Here is an 18,733-nt window from a genome sequence, read left to right on the forward strand (position 1 = left end):
GGCCGCGTGCCGGTCTCTGATTCATGACGCTCGAGGAGACTCCCATGCCAAGCGGAAGTAAAGACAAGTACACCGTAGCCCAGAAACGCAAGGCTGCTGCAATCGAAGCCACTTATGAAGAACGTGGCGTGCCCACGGACGAAGCCCGTGCTCGCGCCTGGGCGACCGTGAACAAGCAATCCGGAGGCGGCGAACGCGCCGGGGGTTCCGGACGCACGATCAGTGCTCAAGAGAAAGCCAAGGCCCGCCAGGACTCCGCCCGCCAAGCAGTAGCGACGCGCCGCGGCGAGGTGCGCCCCGACCGCCCACTGGAAAGCCAGAGCAAACAGGAATTGCTACATCTGGCGCGCGCCAGGCAGATAGCCGGCCGCTCGAGCATGCGCAAGGCTGAGCTGATCAGCGCCCTGAAGAAAGCCTCTTGATAAGCAAGCCTCTTGCAACGGAGTAGCAGCATGACCGAGCAGACCGAACACAACAACGCGATCAACCTGGCGCCTATGGAGCGGGTGATTTCCATCGCTGGCGGCGTGATGCTGATACGCAAGGGGTTGGCCGTGCGCGGAGTCATCGGCCTGGTGGACATAGCCGCGGGCGCTCTGGGCTTGTTTCGCGGCGTGACCGGCATCTGTCCGGCGAAGCGCCGCATGGCCGCCAAGGCCTCAGCAGCAACCGTGAAGCGGCTACCGGCGCCGCAAAGGTTGCTCGGTTAGCGTGCCCCCTGACGGACGTGCCGAGAGCACGTCCGCTTTGATCCGCTGTGGCTATTCAGCGATAGGAGCAGATCATCGCCAGAAACTGGTTTTCCGTGCTGGTGCCGTGGGGCGCGGCTTCGTCCCAGAGCAGCAGTTCACCATTGTAATAGGCAAAATACAGCGCGCCTTGCTGCTCGTCGCGGCTGGCGAACCCGCATACGGCGAGATCATCGCCAGCCGCGCTGGCAGCGGTGCCGAACAATGACTCGAAGCTGATGCCGCTCGGGTCGATGGCGGTGAACAGGCTGACTTTGGCTGCCTCAATGTCGGTACCGGAAGGCGTCACCATTACGCGTGTCGGGTTGATCTTGCCGGCTACAGGTACCTGAGGCACAGGCGGCTTGGTGTGGCTGCAACCCGCCAGTATCAGTGCGGCGGCGAGACCGGCCATCGAGGTTTTCATGCGCGTCACTCCCGTGAGATCTGATCAAGGCTACTCACCAGCGTCCCAGGTGCGTTGCAGAACGAAGGTCAGCGGTGCGGCATTGTATGCTGGATGCCTGCATGCTGGCCTGTGCTGGGTCATGCAATCGTCTTCGGTTTCCTGGCCCGAAGCAGCTTAATCGCGCCGAAGTTGCAGGCCCCGGCTAGTATCGGCGCGGTTGGCACGATAAATTGCGCCATCCGCCCTGCCCCTGATTCCGGAGCCTTCATGACCACCGACGACACCTGCGCCGATCTGCTGCTCGACAATCAGGTGTGCTTCGCCCTGCACTCGACCTCGCTGGCGATGACCAAGGTCTACAAGCCGCTGCTCAAGAAGCTCGCGCTGACCTACCCGCAGTACCTGGCCATGCTGGTGCTGTGGGAGCGCGACGGCATCACGGTGGGCGAAATCAGTGCCCGGCTGCTGACCGACCCGGGGTCGCTCACGCCATTGCTCAAACGCCTGGAAGCCGAGGGCCTGCTCACCCGCACCCGCAGCAGCAGCGACGAGCGCGTGGTGCACCTGCAGCTCACCGACAAGGGCCGAGCCCTGCATGATGAAGCTCGGCAGATTCCCGGCTGCATCATCAACGCCAGCGCACAGACCGCCAAACGCCTGGCCAGTCTGACCGCCGAACTCACCGCACTGCGCAAGCAGTTGCAGGAAAGTCTCTGACCCCAGCGCCTGGGTTGCCTGCCTGCGTGGCAGGTCTACACTCAGCTTCGTCTACTGGCCACGGATTCGGGCTCTAGAGCCCGATACGGTGAGCCGCAAAAAAAATCTTGCGCGCCAACTAAATCAGGAATAGAGTCCGCCTCAAGCAAATAACTTGCGCGCAAATGTTTACCACACAAATTAAAACCACGAACTGAGGACTTCCATCATGTCTATCGAAACCGTTGCCTACCGCGCCTACGCTGAAGCCACTGGCGGTCGTGAAGGCCGTGCCATTTCCTCCGACGGCGTACTCGATGTAGCACTTACTACGCCGAAAGAACTGGGTGGCGCTGGCGGCCAGGGCACCAACCCGGAACAGCTGTTCGCGGCTGGCTACTCGGCCTGCTTCCTCGGCGCGATCAAATTCGTAGGCGCCCGTGACAAGCACAAGGTTTCGCCGGACAGTTGGGTCGAAGGCATCGTCGGCATCGGTGCAGTGCCTACCGGTTTCGCCATCGAAGTAGAACTGAAGATCACCCTGCCGGGCCTGGATCGTGAAGAAGCCAAAGCGCTGATCGACAAAGCACACATCGTTTGCCCTTACTCGAACGCCACCCAGGGCAACATCGACGTGACCCTGACGCTGGTCGAGTGATCACCGCGCTAAGCACATGCTGCTAAACGACAACGCCCCGGATAATTCCGGGGCGTTGTCGTTTCAGGGCTCAGGCAGCGCGGCTCTCCAGATGCTGGATAGCCCCACTACGCCAGGCACTGTCCAGCACCTCCTGCAGCAATGGTGCACCGAAGTAACGATCCAGATCGGTAGATGACTGCCAACTGCCATGCAATTGCCAGCGCTGCCCGTCCTTCTCTAACTCGAATGCCACGCAGCCTTTCAGGCCACGTACCGGTTCCAGTAGGTCACGCAGGTAGCCGCCTAATTCCTCGCAGCGGCCAGGTGTAGCTTCAAGCACGGTGATGTGGGTCTGCATGAGCGTGTCTCTCCTCACGATATGAGTGGCGGCGCCCAGCAGTGGCGCCGACACTTTTTAGGGCACCTCTAAAAACGTAGATGGTTTTTAGAGGTGCACTTTCAGTGGATGCTTGCAGTGGGGCGCACCACCAGTTCGCTGACGTCGACGTCCGCCGGTTGCTCAATGGCGTAGGCCACGGCACGGGCGATGGCATCGGGGGTGATGGCGATCTTGCGGAACTCGCGCATGGCCTCACGGGCGCCCTCGTCGGAAATGCTCTCGGCCAGCTCGGACTCGACCACGCCGGGCGATACCAGGGTGACGCGAATATCGCCGCCCACTTCCTGGCGCAGACCATCGCTGATCGCCCGCACCGCGTACTTGGTGGCGCAGTACACCGCCGCCGTCGGCGACACGCGGTAGGCACCAATGGATGCCACATTGATGACCTGCCCGCTACGCTGCCCCTGCATGATCGGCAGCACCGCGGCGATGCCGTGCAGCACACCGCGGATATTGACGTCGATCATGCGGTTCCACTCGTCGAGCTTGAGCGCTTCGAGCATCGATAGGGGCATCACGCCAGCGTTATTGATCAGCACGTCGACGCGGCCATATTCGGCCATTGCGGCGTCCACAAAGGCTTGAACGTCGGCGGCATCGGTGACGTCCAGACGGCGGGCTATGGCCTGGCCACCGGCAGCGCCGATCTCTTCGACCAGTTGCTGCAAGCGCTCGACACGGCGTGCGCCGAGTACTACCCGAGCGCCCTTCTCTGCCAGTAAGCGAGCGCAGCCTTCGCCGATTCCGCTGCTGGCGCCAGTGATCAGTACGACTTTTTCTTGGATATTGGACATGACGAGATCCTCTGGTGAGTGCGGCTCACTGCGCCGCGATAGCTACAGAGGTTAGGGCTCAGGGTGATTTGGCGTTAGTCGATTACTGGAACATTCTTGCCCAATCCTGCAGAAAGGGAGATCAGAGTAATTACCCCGCTCCCGTGAGAGCTGGCGTGCAGCTGTGAAATTGCCTATTTCTCTCATATGCTTGCCCATTCCTGTGGACTACGCCTGCCGCGCAGGACGTCTGGGCAATTCCCGGATAATCTGCGCCCAGAATCAGGAGTGACCCCATGATGCAACCCGATCAGCTCGATGAACTGGCCGCCCGGCAACTCGAACTTGCCAATCTGATCAAGCGCAAAGCGCCCGGCGAAGGCATGCACGACACCCTTATCGAAGGCTTGAGCCTCGCCTACACGGCAGCGCCCAGCCTGCCGATGCCGACGCTCTACCGCCCGTGCCTGTGCATCATTGCCCAGGGCCGCAAGGAGATTCGTCTCGGTGCGGAGCAATACTTCTACGACCCGCTGAACTACCTGGTGGCCTCGGTGACCCTGCCGGTTACTGGCCAGGTCGTCGAAGCGACACCCGAACTGCCGTACCTGAGCCTGAAACTGGACATCGACCCGGCGATGATCAGCAGCCTGCTCGCCGAGGCGGGCCCGATTGGTCTGCCAAACCCCGGCCCCAACCGCGCGCTGTTCGTCGACCGCCTTGATCCGTCGATGCTCGATGCGGTGATCCGCCTGCTGCGCCTGCTCGACACTCCGCGCGATGCCGCCATGCTGGCGCCACTGGCGCTGCGCGAAATTTTCTATCGCCTGTTGCGCAGCCCCCAGGGTCAGCGCCTGCGCGAACTGGTCATGGCCGATAGCCAGAGCCATCGCATTGCCCGGGCGATCGAATGGATCAACCAGCATTACGACAAACCGCTGCGCATCGAGGAGCTGGCCCGCGAGGTCAACCTCAGCGCCTCGACCCTGCATCACCGCTTCAAGGCAGTCACCGCCCTGAGCCCGCTGCAGTACCAGAAGCAACTGCGCCTGCAGGAAGCTCGCCGGCTGATGTTCAGCGAAGGCCTGGAAGCGGCTTCGGCCAGTTTCCGCGTCGGCTACGAAAGCCCCTCGCAGTTCAGCCGTGAATACAGCCGCCTGTTCGGCGCGCCACCACTGCGCGACATGCACAGATTGCGCAACGCAGGCTGATCGCAGAAACGAAAAAGCGCGTCGCCGATCTGGGTCGGTGACGCGCTTTTTACATCTGCCCTAGAACCTTTGCGTAAGGGTTGCGGTAACGCTGCGCTCCTCGCCCAGATAGCAGGCCGCTGCCGAATAGCAGGATGCCACGTAGTACTCGTCGGTGAGGTTGTTGGCGGTGAGCCGCAGCGAGGTTCCACGTAGCCCGACCTGGGTCAGGTCATAGCCGACGGACGCATCGAACAGGGTGTAGGACGGCACCTCGAAGTCGTTCAGCTCGCTGCCCTTGCTCTTGCCCACGTAACGCGCACCGGCGCCAACCGTCACGCCGGCGAGCGCCCCGTCGGTGAAGCTGTAGTCCGCCCACAGCGTGGCCATCTGCTCGGGGGTCTGCGGTGGGTTATTGCCCTTGGCATCCACCACGCCCGTGCCGCTGTTGACGAAATAGGACTTGCTGTAGGAAACGTCCGCGTAGGTATAGCTGGCCATCAGCTGCAGATTGTCGATGGGCCGGAAACGCGCCTCGAGCTCGACGCCTTTGGACTCGATCCCGCCCACGCCCTTGTAGAAGCTGTCGGTGACCAGGCTGTTTTCCTTGGCGTAGAGGTTTTCCATTTCCAGATTGAAGAACGACAGGGTGTAGAGGTCGTCGGTGCCGGGCGGCTGGAACTTGATACCGGCCTCCCACTGCTCGCCCGTGGTCGGGTCGAGAATCTGCGCCCCGCTGGAGTAGTTGGACGTCGGGTTGAACGAGGTCGAATAGCTGACGTAGGGCGACACGCCATTGTCGAAGGCGTAGAGCACGCCGGCATGGCCGCTGAGCTTCTCGCCCTGGCTGTCGTTCTGGCCGTTGATCTCATCGTCGATGGACACGTCGTACCAATCCTGACGCAGGCCCAGGGACAGGTTCCAGTTGTCGATCTCGATCAAGTCCTGCACGTACAGACCTGTCTGTTTCTGCCGGCGCAGAGCGTCGGTCACCGGGGTGATGGCAGTCAGGCCATTGTTGTCGTAGACCGGATCGAACACGTCGATGGGCGTGACCGAACCTGGCGGCTGCAGTATCGAACCGTCACGCTGGTCGGCGATCTTGTTCTTCGAGTACTGATAATCCAGGCCCAGCACCACGGTGTGCAGGGCGGCGCCAGTGGCGAATTCGGCCTGCAGCATGTTGTCGACGATCCACGCATGCAGACGCTCCTGGCCGCCGCTGTAGCCACGGTACAGCTCGTTGCTGGTGTCACTCAGGTAACCCGAACCCCAGATCTGGCTGTTCGACACCCGCGCATCCACATAACGGAAATTCTGTCGGGCACTCCAGGTGTCATCGAAACGATGCTCCAGCTCATAACCGACCATCTGCTGGGTTCGGGTGAACTCCTCGACGGCCGGGTCGCCCTCGAAGAAGCTGCTGGAAATGCGCTGGCCATTGCGTTTGTGCAGCGTACCGGAGGCCGGCAGGCTGCCGTGGTAGCCGCCGTTGGGATCGTCCTGCAGGTAGACGTAGAGCGTCATGAAGATGTCTTCACTGAGATTCAGCGCCAGGCTGGGCATCAGCGCATAGCGAGTCTCGGTAACGTGATCGGCCTGGGAGTCGGCATCCTTGGCCAGCCCGACCACGCGATAGGCGATGTTCTCGTTCAACGGCCCGGTGACATCGAAACCCAGTGACTTGCGGTTGTTGTTGCCATAGGAGATATCGACCCGCCCGGCCTGGGTGAACTCGGGACGCTTGGTGCTGATGGCTGCCAGGCCACCGGGATTACTGCGGCCATAGAGCACCGAGGACGGCCCCTTGAGCACGTCGATGCGCTCGATGAAGTACGGATCGATCTGCAGGCTGCTGTAGGAGCCGGGATCGCCCATGGACTTCAGGCCATCGATGATAATGTTGTCCACCGAACCATCGTTGATCCCGCGGATCGCCAGGTAGTCGTAACGGTGCGTATTGCCATAGGGGTTGGTGAGCACGCCCGGGGTGTAGCGCATCGCATCGGCAGCGCTGGCGGCGCCCTGTTTCTCGATCTGCTCGCGGGTGACCACCGAAACGCTCTGCGAGGTTTTCAGCAGCTCCTTGCTGGTCTTGGTCGATACGCTGCTGTGGGTGGCGTTATAGCCGTCCATGCTGCCCAGCGCATTGCCGAGGGCGAAGGCACGGACGGCGGTGCTCTCCAGTTCGAGGGAGCCTGCGCTGGCTTGGCTGGCAGCCTGCAGCGAGTAACCGCCATTGCCGTCCGTGGTGGCCTGCAGGCCACTGCCCTGCAGTAAGCGGGAGAACCCCTCGTCGATGCCAAACTCGCCCTGCAGGCCGGGGCTCTGCTTGCCTTCGGTAAGGCGTGCATCCACCGACAACAGCACACCCGTCTCGGCCGCGAAACGGCTTAGTGCCGCCGACAGCGGGCCGGCGGGAATCTGGTAGCTGCGAGCGCTCTGCTGGTAGCTGTCAGCCTCGACGACCTGGGCATGGCCAAGCAGCGGCGACAATGCCGCCAGCGTCAGTGTGGCAAGGCGAATGGAGCGCCGCAGACAGGTCGGCGCGAAGCGGTGACTCGAGCACATGGGACTTCCTCATTGCAGGGGCCGCGCATGACACGCAAGGGCCGGATGCACTGAAGCCAAGCGAAACTAAAAAAGGGGAACCACTGATTGCGATTTTTTTGCGAAGGACGCGAAAACGCCGCACAGCACAAGTTCTTCAGGCCTCTAGCGGTTCGAGCGTCACCCACCATGGCAGGCGGCGATTGACGCGTATCGGCAGGCTGCCCTGCAGCGCGTCGAGAATGCGCCCGGTGTCGCCCAGCGGATAGGCGCCAACCAATCGCAGATCAGCCACCCGCGGATCGCAGGCGAGATAGCCCGGTACGTGCTCGGCCAGTTCCTCGATGAAATCGTCCAGCCGGCGGTTATCGGCCAGCAGCACGCCGCGGCTCCAGGCCTCGCGGGCGCGATCCACCGGCTCGCCCGCAGCGATGCCATCAGGGCCGATACGCGCTTGGTTGCCTGCCTGCAGAACAACCGGCGCAGCGCCATTGCCGGGCTCGATACGCACCGCGCCGGCGAACACGCTGAGCTGGGTGAAGCCATGGCCCTCACGCACGCCGAAACGGGTGCCCAGTGCCTGCAGTCGCCCGTACGCGGCCTGCACCAACAACGGACGCGAATCTTGGGCCGTCTCGATCAACACCTCGCCCTGGAACAGACGCAGCAGGCGGGCGGACGCGCTGTAGTCGATATCCACTGCGGTACGGCTGCTGAGCCACAGGTGGGTGCCATCGGCCAGACGCGTATCGCGGATCTCGCCGGTTCCGGTTCGTTCGCTGGCGACCCAGGCGCGCCATGGACGCCCCTGCCCCGCCACCGTCAGCACGCCGGCTGCGCCCAGCAGTGCGAACAGGCCAAGCACCTGGCGGCGGCTACGGCCTGTGCTGCGCAGCGCTTGGCCGGCAGCCTGGCGGCGGGTATCGGTGGGCAGTCGGGTGAACTGGCCACTGATCGCCTCGACTCGCTGCCAGGCCACCGCATGCTCGGGCCGCGCCGCCAGCCACTGCCGCCAGGCCTGCTGCTGATGGTCACTGACAGGGGGATCGGCCAGTACCGCAAACCACTCGGCGGCTTCCTGCAGGGTTCGGTGATCGGCGTTCATGGCTCAGCCCTCGGCCAGCAGCAGGCACTGCAGCATCGCCTGGGCCATGTACTTCTTCACCATGCGCTCGGAAACCTGCAGGCGCAGGGCGATGGCTGCGTAGGTCAGCCCGTCCAGTTGCGACAGCAGAAACGCCTCGCGCACCTTGCTCGGCAGGCGCAGTAGCATGGCGTCGATGGCCAGCAGGGTTTCGATGATCAGCTCGGCCGCTTCCGGCGAGGGAGCATGCTGCTCCGGCTGCAAGGCCAGGGCTTCGAGGTAGGCACGCTCGATCGCCTGGCGCCGCCAGTGATTGACCAACAGCGAATGGGCGATGGTCGACAGATAGGCCCGCGGCTCACGCAGCGCTGGCAGTTCGCGCTCTTTGCTGAGCACACGCAGGAAGGTGTCTTGCGCCAAGTCTGCCGCATTCTCCGCGCAGCCCAGCCGCCTACGCAGCCAGCCGTTCAACCAGCAGCTGTGCTCGCGATACAACTGTTGCAGGGACTGCTGAGAGGAAACAAGCGACATCGAGCACACCATGACCGCACCTGGACAAGGCATGAATGGTAATGCTTCTCAGAAGCAAATTACAGGAATTCGTGGTTTGCTGGCCGGCCGTCTGGGTTGAAAATAGCGACACCCATGGGACGATTTCCCGGGTATCGCTTCGCTCAACCCAGGCTACGGCGACATAGAGATCGTGAAGTGATATCAGATGTTGATCGGCCGGCGACCAGCCAGGGCATGGGCCAGAGTGCCGCCGTCCACCAGCTCCAGCTCGCCACCGAGCGGCATGCCGTGGGCGATGCGCGAAGCCACCAGGCCTTTGCCGGCCAGCAGCTGGGCGATGTAGTGGGCGGTCGCTTCGCCTTCCACAGTCGGGTTGGTCGCCAGAATCACTTCACTGAACTGGCCGGCCTCGATGCGCTTCAGCAACTCGGGAATACCGATGGCCTCCGGGCCCAGCCCGTCGAGCGGCGAGAGATGGCCCTTGAGCACGAAATAACGCCCGCGGAAACCGGTGTGCTCCACGGCGTATACATCCATCGGCCCTTCAACCACACAGAGCAGGCTGTCGTCCCGGCGCGGGTCGAGGCAAATCTGGCAGAGCTCGTCTTCACTGAGGCTGCGACAGGATTTGCAGTAACCGACACCATCCATGGCCTGGTTCAGCGCCTGGGCCAGCCGCACGGCGCCGTTGCGGTCGCGTTCGAGCAACTGCAGGGCCATGCGCTGGGCAGTCTTCTGGCCGACGCCGGGCAGGATGCGCAGGGAATCGATCAGTTGGCGGATCAGAGGGCTGAAGCTCATGGTGCGAGGCTCGAAGATGAAAACGGAGAGATAGGGGAAAGCGTTGTTACGGAGGCTTCACGGCGGTAGCAGTCGTTCGATTCGGTGGGCCAAAGCCCACCCTAACCTATGCGCGCGGGCCGTAGGGTGGGCTTTAGCCCACCAAAATCGACTGCTTTAGAACGGCATCTTGAAGCCGGGCGGCAGCTGCATGCCGGAGGTCATACCGGACATCTTGTCCTGGCTGTTGGCTTCGATCTTGCGCACCGCGTCGTTGACGGCAGCGGCGATCAGGTCTTCGAGGATTTCCTTGTCTTCCTGCATCAGGCTGTCGTCGAGGCTGACGCGCTTGACGTCATGACGACCCGTCATCACTACGCTGACCAGACCAGCACCGGATTGACCGGTGACCTCGGCATTGGCCAACTCTTCCTGCATCTTCTGCATTTTTTCTTGCATCTGCTGTGCCTGCTTCATCAGGCCGGCCATGCCACCTTTCATCATGATGTTGTCCTCGGTAGTCAGGGATTAACGACGGTATCGACGGGTTCAATGCTGCCCGCGCGCACGGAGGCGGCGAACTGGGAAATCATCTGTTGGATCAGCGGGTCGTTTTGGATCGAGGTCTCGGCATCACGCTGGCGATTAGCGCGCTTGAGCGCTGCTGCCTGGGCGGGTGTCTCCTGCTCAGGCTTGATCAGTTCGATACTCAGTTGCAGCTCACGGCCATGGTAGGCATTGAGCGAATCGTTCAGGCGCCGCTGCTGGGTCGCGTTGAACAGTGCACTGTGGGCAGGATCCAGGTGCAGCAACCATTTGTCACCCTCGACGGCGATCAGGCTGCAGTTGGCGGCGATGCTGCCCGTCATGCCGCTCAGCCCCAGCTTCGGGAATAACTCGAGCCAGTCTGCAGCCAGGCCGGTGGCCGGCAGTGACGCTAGCTCGGGCTCGGCTTCCGGTTGCTCGTCGGCGAGTACATCGGCGAAATCGTAATCCAGATTCTCGGCATCCATCGCCACGTAGTCGTAGTCACCGGGTGGCGGCTCGTCATCGCTGTCGGGTGGATTCAGATCGTTGCTGTCGATCACCGGCACGTCGGCCAGCTCCGGAACGGGCAGTGCCGCCTCCGGCTCGGGTTGCGCAACCTTGGCCGGCTCTTCTGCCTTCGGTTCTGGCTGGGCCTGCACGGCGGCAGGCGGCTGAGGCGCTTCGCTGACCGGTGCTACGGGCTCGACGACCTTGGCCTCGACCGGCGCCTCCTCCCACGGCGGCGTTACCACGGGCGCCGGGGCAGCAACGGCCACGGGCGCAGTTGCCGCTGGCGGGACGTGCGCTGGCTCGACAACAGGCTCTGCTGCTGGCTGCACCACTGCGGCCGGCGCAGGCTGGCTCGCGGCGACTGGAGTCTGCGGCGCAGCACTGACAACAGGGGTCGACGCAGCAGACGCTACGTCGGCCACCGGAGTTGTCTGGGGATCAGCCTTGGCCTGGCTGATCCCCAGTGGCTTTAGCGCCACCCTCGGGGCAGCGCCCTCACCCGCTGGCCTGAACGCCAACATGCGTAGCAGCACCATCTCGAAGCCGCCACGCGGATCCGGCGCCAGCGGTAGGTCGCGTCGGCCGATCAGTCCCATCTGGTAATAGAACTGCACGTCTTCGGCCGGCAGTGCCTGGGCAAGGCCCAAAACCCGGTCGCGGTCGCCCTGGCCATTGTCCACGGCATCCGGCAGGGCCTGAGCGATGGCCACGCGGTGCAGCACATTGAGCATTTCTGCCAGCACGCCACTCCAGTCCGGGCCCTGTTCGGCGAGCTGGCGCACCGCTTCGATCACACCACGGGCGTCACCTTCGATCAGCGCATGCAGCACGCCGTATACCTGCCCATGGTCGAGGGTACCGAGCATGGCGCGCACGTCAGCGGCGAGTACCTTGCCTTCACCGAAGGCGATGGCCTGGTCGGTCAGGCTCATGGCGTCGCGCATGGAACCGTCGGCCGCACGGCCGAGCAGCCACAGGGCGTCGTCTTCGAAAGGAATGTTCTCGGCACCCAGAACATGGGTGAGGTGCTCGACCACACGTTCTGGCGGCATGTTCTTCAGAGAGAACTGCAGGCAGCGCGACAGCACAGTAACCGGCAGTTTCTGCGGGTCGGTGGTGGCGAGCAGGAATTTGACGTGGGGTGGTGGTTCCTCGAGCGTCTTGAGCAAGGCGTTGAAGGAACTGGTGGAGAGCATGTGCACTTCGTCGATCAAATAGACCTTGAAGCGTCCGCGGCTCGGCGAGTACTGCACGTTATCGAGCAGCTCGCGGGTGTCTTCCACCTTGGTGCGGCTGGCGGCGTCCACTTCGATAAGGTCGACGAAACGGCCTTCATCGATCTCCCGGCACACCGAACAGGTGCCGCACGGGGTGGAGCTGATGCCGGTTTCGCAGTTCAGGCACTTGGCGATAATCCGCGCAATGGTGGTCTTGCCGACGCCCCGCGTACCCGTAAATAGGTAGGCATGATGCAGGCGCTGGCTGTCGAGTGCGTTGATCAGTGCCTTCAGCACATGGGTCTGCCCGACCATTTCGCGAAACGACCGCGGGCGCCATTTGCGTGCAAGAACCTGATAACTCATTGAAAACCGTCGCCAGAGGAAAGCAAAAGAGGACTAATGCTAGCTCAAATAGGCCTATCAGTGCGACGCCGATCGGCGGACATGAAAAAGACTGCAATCAGGGCTGGCTAAATTTTATACAGCCACGTATAGTCCGTCCCGTTCGTACCACGCTGCAAGTCATTCGGCCTTATGGCCTTCTCGATGGTTTCCTGGCAATCGGCATCCAAAGGATGCACGCACAACTGCCAAGACCCCCTCCGCTGACTGATCTGGCCGTCCCGCTCACGCGCAGACCGTCGCCAGCCTTCCGAAGTACAGACCCGCTCTAGCTTTCACCTCACTATATAGGTGGAACTTAAAAGCGCGCAGTCCGCTCCGATAATCAATCCCATTGGCCCAAGCCAGTGCCCGGAGCCCTCTCTTATGGCGCGATTATGTGCCCGTAGTATCAGGAAACACCCGAATATGAATACCAACCAACAAATCCAGACCGCTATCCATACCCTGTCCAACGCTTTCGCCCCGCTTGCCTGCCATATCCTGGCAACCCGCAAGGGCAGCTTCAGCTTCACAGTCGTGGATCACACCGGTGTCGCGCAGCACAGCCAACGCCTTTACCCCGGCCAATATTGCGACGATTCCCTGAAAGGCGTGATCGAACGCACCCGCAAGGCGCTGCGTCGCTGATCCAATCAGTGAATTTGCAAACAACGTCACTATTAAGGGAGCGAAATAGTAGCCATCGTCGAACTAAATGAATCCTAGTTACTCATAGGTATTCATACTTCAACTGGAGTTCGTCAATGGAAAATAGTAATCGACAGCTTGTCGACCAGCTATTCGCCCCCCTACGCGCCACCTTCAGTCGGCCTCGCCCGGACGGCAGCATCGTTCTCTCCCTGATCGATGAAGCCGATACCACCGCCTACAGCCGGGTGCTGCAGAAGCTGCAGCTGAACGACTCGAACGCTTTCGCCCAAAGCCTCGAAGACATCCGCCTCGAGCTCGCCGTCAGAGCCGGCAACATTCCGGCCGAAATGCGCAAGATGCTCAAGGAACAGGACAGCGTGATCAGCTACCACCACGCCTGATACGTGTCCGCAACGGAGCCCCGCAGCCCTGACAGGCGCGGGGCTTTGTCGTTTTTGGGCTTAGCCTGGCGCGAAGCGGTAATGACCGATGATGGGAAAGCGAAACAGTATGGCCTCCTCGCGGGTGCCGGCGCCGATGTTGTGCAGGATCAACGGCTCGCCCGCAGCGGACAGACGATCGGAAACGATACCGATATGAGTGAGACCGCGCCCCAGATCCCAGGTGACGATATCGCCCGAGCGATAATCGCGGGCATCCCGACTGACCTGCTGCCCCATGCCCTGGCGTTGGAACCAGGTCATCAGATTGGGCACGCGACGATGGTCGATATTGCGGTCCGGGCGGCTCAGCCCCCAGTGCTTCGGATAGGCGGAGAAATTCGCTGCCATGTCCACATGCACCGCTTGCTGCAGATCCAGGCCTTGCAGACGCAACGCGCGGATCACCACGTCGGTGCAGACACCGGTTTGCATCGGCACATCACCGCCAGGATAGTCGATGCGCCGGTAAGCAGGATCGTAGGACAGGGTTACGCCGACCTGCTCGCGGGCCCCACTCGCCAACTTTGCCGGTTCCACGGCAAGTACGTGCAGGCTCAGCAGCCAACCCAACAGCAACAATGATGATCTCAGCACTCCATGCTCTCCCTTCAAAGCCAAAACCGTTCGACGGACTCTCTTCTTTATCCGGTAATTTTTTGCGACAGTATGGCTGGGCAAGGTTGAAGCCATATTGGGATGCCCCCCCATCGCCAGATAACGTCGCCAAGCATAGATGCCGGTAGACAATGCGAACACCTGATGAGGAAACCACAATGAGCAGCCCTGACGAGCAACACGCTAATCAAGCCAGCGCACAGTCGGAAACCAGCCATGGCGCCGTGATCGACCCTCGCGGCCGGGAAATACCGATCACCGAAAGCATGATCCAGCAAGCCTGCAACGAGCTGGACGAACAGTGGTTCAAGCCCAAGGATGAAAACCCTTCCTGACCACCCAGGCTGTTAACCAGCGCTGATCACGCGCGCGCCCAGCGCCGTGATCAGCGCTTGCAGTCGCTCGTCACTGCCGAGCAGCTCGACATCTAGCCCCTCTATTTCGCGCCGCATCGGATACTGCTTGCGCAGCAGATCGAAGCCGGCCTTGCGCGCCTGCACGTCAGCGACCAGGCTGCGGCGCAGGTCGGCATCATCACGACGCGGGTCATAGACCGCTCGACACAGCGTCGCCAGTACCCAGGCAGGATCACTGCCAGCGCCGATGCTGAGGCGCGGTAGCCAGCGCTCGGGCGTCAGAGCATCCAGCGTAAATTGCGGCGAGATGCCCTGATACTCGCAGAACGCCTCATAGATCTGCGCAGTGCCACGCAGCTTGCCGTCCAGGCTGTAACCAGCGATGTGCGGCGTGGCGATATGGCACAGCGCAGCCAGGGCCGGCTCCACCAGTGGCTCGCCTTCCCAGACATCCAGCACCACGTGCAGGTCGGCCCCTTGCTGCAGATGCTCGCGCAACGCGGCGGTATCCACCACCGCACCACGACTGGCGTTGATCAGCCAGGCGCCGGGACGCAGCGCCTGCAAGCGCTGCGCATCGATCAGATGCCGGGTGGCGAACTCACCTTCGTGCTCCAGCGGCGTATGCAGGCTGATCACGTCGCACTGCTCGATGATCTGCTGCAGGTCGACGAAATCCCCACCTTCGGCACGCTCACGCGGTGGATCGCAGACCAGCACGCGCCAGCCCAGACCGCGCAACACGCGCACCAGCCGCTCGCCGACCTGGCCGGCGCCGACTACCCCATAGGTACGCTGCGTCAGGTCACTGCCCAGACGCTCGGCAAGCACCAGAAGACTGCCGAGCACGTAGTCCACCACACCGCGTGCGTTGCAGCCCGGTGCGCTGCTCCAGGCGATACCGGCCTCGGCGAAATACCCAAGATCCAGGTGATCGGTGCCGATGGTGCAGGTGCCCACGAAGCGCACTTGGCTGCCTTCCAGCAGTGCCCGGTCGACGCTGGTTACCGAGCGCACCAGCAGCAGCTCGGCATCGCCGAGGGCGACACAGTCGATGGCACGGCCGGGGAAGCGGCGAATCTCGCCGAAACCGGCGAAGAACTCATCGAGCAGGGGAATGTTTTCGTCGGCGACTATGCGCATGGGGATCTCCGCAATCAGGCAGGCATTCTAACCGGATGCACTGCCCGTTCTCTGCACGAAAAACTTTTACGCTTCGGCTGTGCTTTGCGGAAACAGCGTCCGGCGCCTTTCCTGACCGATCCGTCAACGCGTAGACTGTGCGGTTTTCCATGGATCACGGAACCCCGATGCCTGCCCTTTCCCGCCTGCAGCGCGTGCGCACCGAGTTGCGCACGCTGCTGGCCCTGGCCACCCCGATCATCATCGCGCAACTGGCGTACACCTCCATCGGCTTCGTCGATACGGTGATGTCCGGGCGTTTCAGCGCCCGCGATCTGGCTGCAGTGGCGCTGGGCAATTCGATCTGGGTGCCGGTGTTCCTGCTGATGACCGGCATTCTGCTAGCCACCACCCCCAAAGTGGCGCAACGCTTCGGCGCCGGGCAGCATGGGGAGATCGGCCCGCTGGTGCGCCAGGCATTGTGGCTGGCCCTCGTGGTGGGCTGCCTGGCCGGCACCGTGCTGTGGAACGCTGAGTTCGTGCTGCGCCTGATGAAGGTCGACCCGGATCTGATCGAGCCGGCCATGGGCTACCTGCACGGCGTGGCGTTCGGCTTTCCCTGCGTAGCACTGTTCCATGTGCTGCGCTGCTACAGCGACGGCTTGGGCCTTACCCGTCCCGCCATGGTGGTGGGCTTGTTCGGGCTACTGCTGAACATCCCCCTGAACTACGTGCTCATCTACGGCAAGCTTGGTTTGCCGCCATTGGGCAGCGTCGGCTGCGGCTGGGCCACGGCACTGGTGATGCTGTTCATGCTGCTGGGCATGATCTGGTGGATTCGCCGTGCACCGGCCTATAAAGACACCACACCGCTGCAGCGCTTCGAGCGGCCGAGCTGGCCGCTGATCAAGCGCCTGCTGGGTATCGGATTGCCGATCGGCATCTCGGTGTTCGCCGAATCGAGCATCTTCGCGGTGATTGCGCTCTTGATCGGCGGGCTAGGCGCCACGGTGGTCGCCGGGCATCAGATCGCTCTGAACTTCGCTTCGCTGGTGTTCATGATCCCCTACTCCATCGGCATGGCCGCCACGGTGCGCGTGGGCCAGGCCCTGGGCCGCGGCGAGCCGCGTGAGGCGCGCTTCGCTGCCGGGGTGAGCATGGTGACCGCATTGGCCTATGCCTGCGTGTCGGCCAGTTGCATGCTGCTGATGCGCGAGCAAATCGCGCAGATCTATACCCCAGCGCCGGAGGTGATCGCTCTGGCCGCGAGCCTGATCGTCTACGCCGCTCTGTTTCAGTTCTCCGATGCCCTGCAGGTCACCGCCGCAGGCGCACTGCGCGGCTATCAGGACACCCGGGCGACCATGATCATGACCCTGTTCGCCTACTGGGGCATCGGTTTGCCTGTGGGCTACATCCTGGGCCTGACCGACCTGTTCGGCCCAGCCAGCGGCCCAGCGGGGTTATGGGAAGGGTTGATTGTTGGCCTGACCTGCGCCGCCCTGATGCTGACCCTACGCCTGAAAAGCAGCGCCAAGCGGCGGATTTGGCTGGTCGAAGCGCCAGGGCGCGAAAGCGGCCAAGCGTGAATTGACAGCAAGAAGGCGGGAACGGACGGTGGATGCAGGGCTTTCTTTTTGTAGGAGGGGCTTTAGCCGCGAGCTCTTTACGCCTAACTAGGCAAAATCGAGGCTAAAGCCTCTCCCACAAAAGCTCTGCTCACCGTCCGCTTTCGCCTTGAACCGCTCAATCAACCTTCTTGCGAATCCAGTACAGATAAGTATCGGCGTCCTGCGCCTGCTCGACCAGTTCGTGGCCGAGAAACACGCAGAACTTGGGAATATCGCGGCGCGTCGAGGGATCGGTGGCAATGACCTTGAGCAAACCGCCAGCCGGCAGATCGCGCACCTTGTTGTGCAGCATCATCACCGGCTCCGGACAAAACAGCCCGGTGGCGTCGAGGGTGTCATCGGGGGTGGTATCAAGCATCACGGGCTCCGCAGCAATTCGAATCGTTGCTCAGTAAGGGGCAGCTTATTTGTCCAGCCGGCGCAGGTGACAGGTCACTTCCTCGCGATCGTGATACAGCTGCTTGCAGGCGATGGAGGCCTTGACCTTGCGCGCGGCCAGGCCGTCGGCAATGCGCTCGAGTAAACGGCGTACCTCGGCGTAACGCTGCTTCATCGGCAGTTTGAGGTTGACCACCGCTTCACGGCAATGCCCCTCGCCAATCCAGGTTTCCAGCAGGGCGGCACTGCGCGCGGGCTTCTCGACGATGTCGCAGACCATCCAGTCCACAGGCTGTTTAGGCTTCCAGGTGAAGCCATCGACCATCAGATGCTGCACCAGGCCTGTATCCATCAGGCTCTCGGCCATCGGGCCATTATCGATGGCCGTTACCAGCATGCCACGGCGCACCAGTTGATAGGTCCAGCCACCGGGCGCGGCACCGAGGTCGACGCCGGTCATCTCGTCCGACAGACGCTCATCCCACTGCTCGCGGGGAATAAAGGTGTGCCAGGCTTCCTCGAGCTTCAGGGTCGAGCGGCTGGGTGCTTCCCGAGGAAACTTGAGGCGCGGAATGCCCATGGGCCAGATCGCCGAGTTGTTCGCCTCGGCCATGCCAAGAAACACTTCACGGCCACTCTTGAAGGTCAGCAGCAGGCGTGGCGCCCGGGCGTTCTCCACCAACTTGCCGGCGGCCGTCAGGGCCTTGCGCAGCGGGCCTTCGAACTTCTTGCAGAAGCCGGACAACTCCTTGCCGTCGTTGGTGTCCAGCACCTCCAGCCACAGGCTGCCGAAGGCCGGCAACGGCGCCAACTGCTCGAGCAGCACGCTGATGCGATCCTTCTCGGGCAGCTCGATGAAGCGCCCCCGCGCCCACTGACGGATAAAGATCAACTGGCTGAAACGCAGCCCCTTCATCAGCCGCTCGGCGCCCTCTTCGTCACTGCAGATGAACTCCGCACAGGCGGTATTCGGCTTGGCCTTGGCATAACCAGGCACATCGAGAAGCGCCGCATGTTCGGAGATTTCCGAACACACCTCGTTCTCGAAACCGGGGCGGCAGTGCAGTAACAAAGTATTCATCAGGGCTCTCCTTGGGCCGCGCATGATAGCGAAAACTGGAACCCGCGG

At 62.4% G+C, this 18,733-nt stretch carries 22 protein-coding genes; 9 read left to right on the top strand and 13 right to left on the bottom strand.

The window, feature by feature from the left end:
- Positions 1-44 precede the first annotated feature (44 nt).
- Both ACZ3GY_RS11800 and ACZ3GY_RS11805 read left to right on the top strand, forming a co-directional pair.
- A complete protein-coding gene (locus ACZ3GY_RS11800; protein WP_463565402.1) occupies positions 45-422 on the top strand; it encodes a Rho termination factor N-terminal domain-containing protein in 378 nt (125 codons plus the stop codon).
- A 30-nt stretch (positions 423-452) separates the two neighbouring features.
- On the top strand, positions 453-710 hold the full coding sequence (locus tag ACZ3GY_RS11805) for a hypothetical protein (protein WP_463565403.1): 258 nt from the start codon (positions 453-455) through the stop codon (positions 708-710).
- A gap of 55 nt (positions 711-765) precedes the next feature.
- On the opposite strand, the gene ACZ3GY_RS11810 is transcribed toward ACZ3GY_RS11805, so the two are convergent.
- Positions 766-1,155 (bottom strand): hypothetical protein, encoded by a 390-nt coding sequence (locus ACZ3GY_RS11810; RefSeq protein ID WP_463565404.1) that lies wholly within the window; start codon positions 1,153-1,155, stop codon positions 766-768.
- Positions 1,156-1,404: 249 nt separating this feature from the next.
- Here ACZ3GY_RS11810 and ACZ3GY_RS11815 point away from each other — a divergent pair, with 249 nt between their 5' ends.
- Positions 1,405-1,854, top strand: coding sequence for a MarR family winged helix-turn-helix transcriptional regulator (locus ACZ3GY_RS11815; RefSeq protein ID WP_463565405.1), 450 nt, complete (start codon positions 1,405-1,407; stop codon positions 1,852-1,854).
- 208 nt (positions 1,855-2,062) lie between these two features.
- Positions 2,063-2,491, top strand: a complete 429-nt coding sequence (locus tag ACZ3GY_RS11820; protein ID WP_463565406.1) for an organic hydroperoxide resistance protein — start codon at positions 2,063-2,065, stop codon at positions 2,489-2,491.
- 70 nt (positions 2,492-2,561) lie between these two features.
- Here ACZ3GY_RS11820 and ACZ3GY_RS11825 read toward each other — a convergent pair whose 3' ends face one another.
- Together ACZ3GY_RS11825 and ACZ3GY_RS11830 are read right to left on the bottom strand one after the other, a co-directional pair.
- Positions 2,562-2,831, bottom strand: coding sequence for a putative quinol monooxygenase (locus ACZ3GY_RS11825; RefSeq protein WP_463565407.1), 270 nt, complete (start codon positions 2,829-2,831; stop codon positions 2,562-2,564).
- A gap of 101 nt (positions 2,832-2,932) precedes the next feature.
- Complete coding sequence (locus ACZ3GY_RS11830; RefSeq protein WP_465910157.1) at positions 2,933-3,670, bottom strand: SDR family oxidoreductase; 738 nt, start codon at positions 3,668-3,670, stop codon at positions 2,933-2,935.
- 278 nt (positions 3,671-3,948) lie between these two features.
- On the opposite strand from ACZ3GY_RS11830, the gene ACZ3GY_RS11835 reads away from it, so the two are divergent.
- On the top strand, positions 3,949-4,860 hold the full coding sequence (locus ACZ3GY_RS11835; RefSeq protein ID WP_463566079.1) for an AraC family transcriptional regulator: 912 nt from the start codon (positions 3,949-3,951) through the stop codon (positions 4,858-4,860).
- Between the two features lie 60 nt (positions 4,861-4,920).
- Here ACZ3GY_RS11835 and ACZ3GY_RS11840 read toward each other — a convergent pair whose 3' ends face one another.
- The 6 genes from ACZ3GY_RS11840 to dnaX all read right to left on the bottom strand — a co-directional run bounded on the left by ACZ3GY_RS11840 (position 4,921) and on the right by dnaX (position 12,387).
- Positions 4,921-7,410 carry a TonB-dependent siderophore receptor gene (locus ACZ3GY_RS11840; protein ID WP_465910158.1) on the bottom strand — a complete coding sequence of 830 codons (2,490 nt, stop codon included), beginning with the start codon at positions 7,408-7,410 and terminating at the stop codon, positions 4,921-4,923.
- Between the two features lie 136 nt (positions 7,411-7,546).
- Positions 7,547-8,494 (bottom strand): FecR domain-containing protein, encoded by a 948-nt coding sequence (locus ACZ3GY_RS11845; protein ID WP_463565410.1) that lies wholly within the window; start codon positions 8,492-8,494, stop codon positions 7,547-7,549.
- 3 nt (positions 8,495-8,497) lie between these two features.
- Complete coding sequence (locus ACZ3GY_RS11850; RefSeq protein ID WP_463565411.1) at positions 8,498-9,004, bottom strand: sigma-70 family RNA polymerase sigma factor; 507 nt, start codon at positions 9,002-9,004, stop codon at positions 8,498-8,500.
- 183 nt (positions 9,005-9,187) lie between these two features.
- Positions 9,188-9,787 (bottom strand): recombination mediator RecR, encoded by a 600-nt coding sequence (recR, locus tag ACZ3GY_RS11855; RefSeq protein ID WP_465910159.1) that lies wholly within the window; start codon positions 9,785-9,787, stop codon positions 9,188-9,190.
- A gap of 156 nt (positions 9,788-9,943) precedes the next feature.
- On the bottom strand, positions 9,944-10,270 hold the full coding sequence (locus ACZ3GY_RS11860; RefSeq protein WP_042555660.1) for a YbaB/EbfC family nucleoid-associated protein: 327 nt from the start codon (positions 10,268-10,270) through the stop codon (positions 9,944-9,946).
- A 17-nt stretch (positions 10,271-10,287) separates the two neighbouring features.
- Positions 10,288-12,387 carry a DNA polymerase III subunit gamma/tau gene (dnaX, locus tag ACZ3GY_RS11865; protein WP_465910160.1) on the bottom strand — a complete coding sequence of 700 codons (2,100 nt, stop codon included), beginning with the start codon at positions 12,385-12,387 and terminating at the stop codon, positions 10,288-10,290.
- A 447-nt stretch (positions 12,388-12,834) separates the two neighbouring features.
- Here dnaX and ACZ3GY_RS11870 point away from each other — a divergent pair, with 447 nt between their 5' ends.
- Positions 12,835-13,056, top strand: a complete 222-nt coding sequence (locus ACZ3GY_RS11870; RefSeq protein ID WP_225833431.1) for a hypothetical protein — start codon at positions 12,835-12,837, stop codon at positions 13,054-13,056.
- 116 nt (positions 13,057-13,172) lie between these two features.
- On the top strand, positions 13,173-13,460 hold the full coding sequence (locus tag ACZ3GY_RS11875) for a DUF3509 domain-containing protein (RefSeq protein WP_042555657.1): 288 nt from the start codon (positions 13,173-13,175) through the stop codon (positions 13,458-13,460).
- A gap of 60 nt (positions 13,461-13,520) precedes the next feature.
- Here the strand turns inward: ACZ3GY_RS11875 and ACZ3GY_RS11880 are convergent, their stop codons facing one another.
- The gene (locus ACZ3GY_RS11880) at positions 13,521-14,093 is read right to left on the bottom strand and encodes a DUF1287 domain-containing protein (RefSeq protein WP_465911022.1); all 573 of its coding nucleotides are present in this window, start codon (positions 14,091-14,093) and stop codon (positions 13,521-13,523) included.
- 182 nt (positions 14,094-14,275) lie between these two features.
- Between ACZ3GY_RS11880 and ACZ3GY_RS11885 the strand changes: the two genes are divergently transcribed.
- Entirely contained in the window at positions 14,276-14,452 is a 177-nt protein-coding gene (locus ACZ3GY_RS11885) for a PA1571 family protein (RefSeq protein WP_225833433.1), read from the top strand.
- A gap of 12 nt (positions 14,453-14,464) precedes the next feature.
- Here the strand turns inward: ACZ3GY_RS11885 and pdxB are convergent, their stop codons facing one another.
- Positions 14,465-15,616, bottom strand: coding sequence for a 4-phosphoerythronate dehydrogenase PdxB (gene pdxB / locus ACZ3GY_RS11890; RefSeq protein WP_465910161.1), 1,152 nt, complete (start codon positions 15,614-15,616; stop codon positions 14,465-14,467).
- A 149-nt stretch (positions 15,617-15,765) separates the two neighbouring features.
- Between pdxB and ACZ3GY_RS11895 the strand changes: the two genes are divergently transcribed.
- On the top strand, positions 15,766-17,184 hold the full coding sequence (locus ACZ3GY_RS11895; RefSeq protein WP_465910162.1) for an MATE family efflux transporter: 1,419 nt from the start codon (positions 15,766-15,768) through the stop codon (positions 17,182-17,184).
- A 157-nt stretch (positions 17,185-17,341) separates the two neighbouring features.
- Here ACZ3GY_RS11895 and tusA read toward each other — a convergent pair whose 3' ends face one another.
- The gene (gene tusA, locus ACZ3GY_RS11900) at positions 17,342-17,584 is read right to left on the bottom strand and encodes a sulfurtransferase TusA (protein ID WP_225833439.1); all 243 of its coding nucleotides are present in this window, start codon (positions 17,582-17,584) and stop codon (positions 17,342-17,344) included.
- A gap of 45 nt (positions 17,585-17,629) precedes the next feature.
- Positions 17,630-18,685, bottom strand: a complete 1,056-nt coding sequence (rlmM, locus tag ACZ3GY_RS11905; RefSeq protein ID WP_465910163.1) for a 23S rRNA (cytidine(2498)-2'-O)-methyltransferase RlmM — start codon at positions 18,683-18,685, stop codon at positions 17,630-17,632.
- Positions 18,686-18,733: the final 48 nt, after the last annotated feature.

The organism is Pseudomonas sp. PME37.24/006 (genome assembly GCF_055556635.1).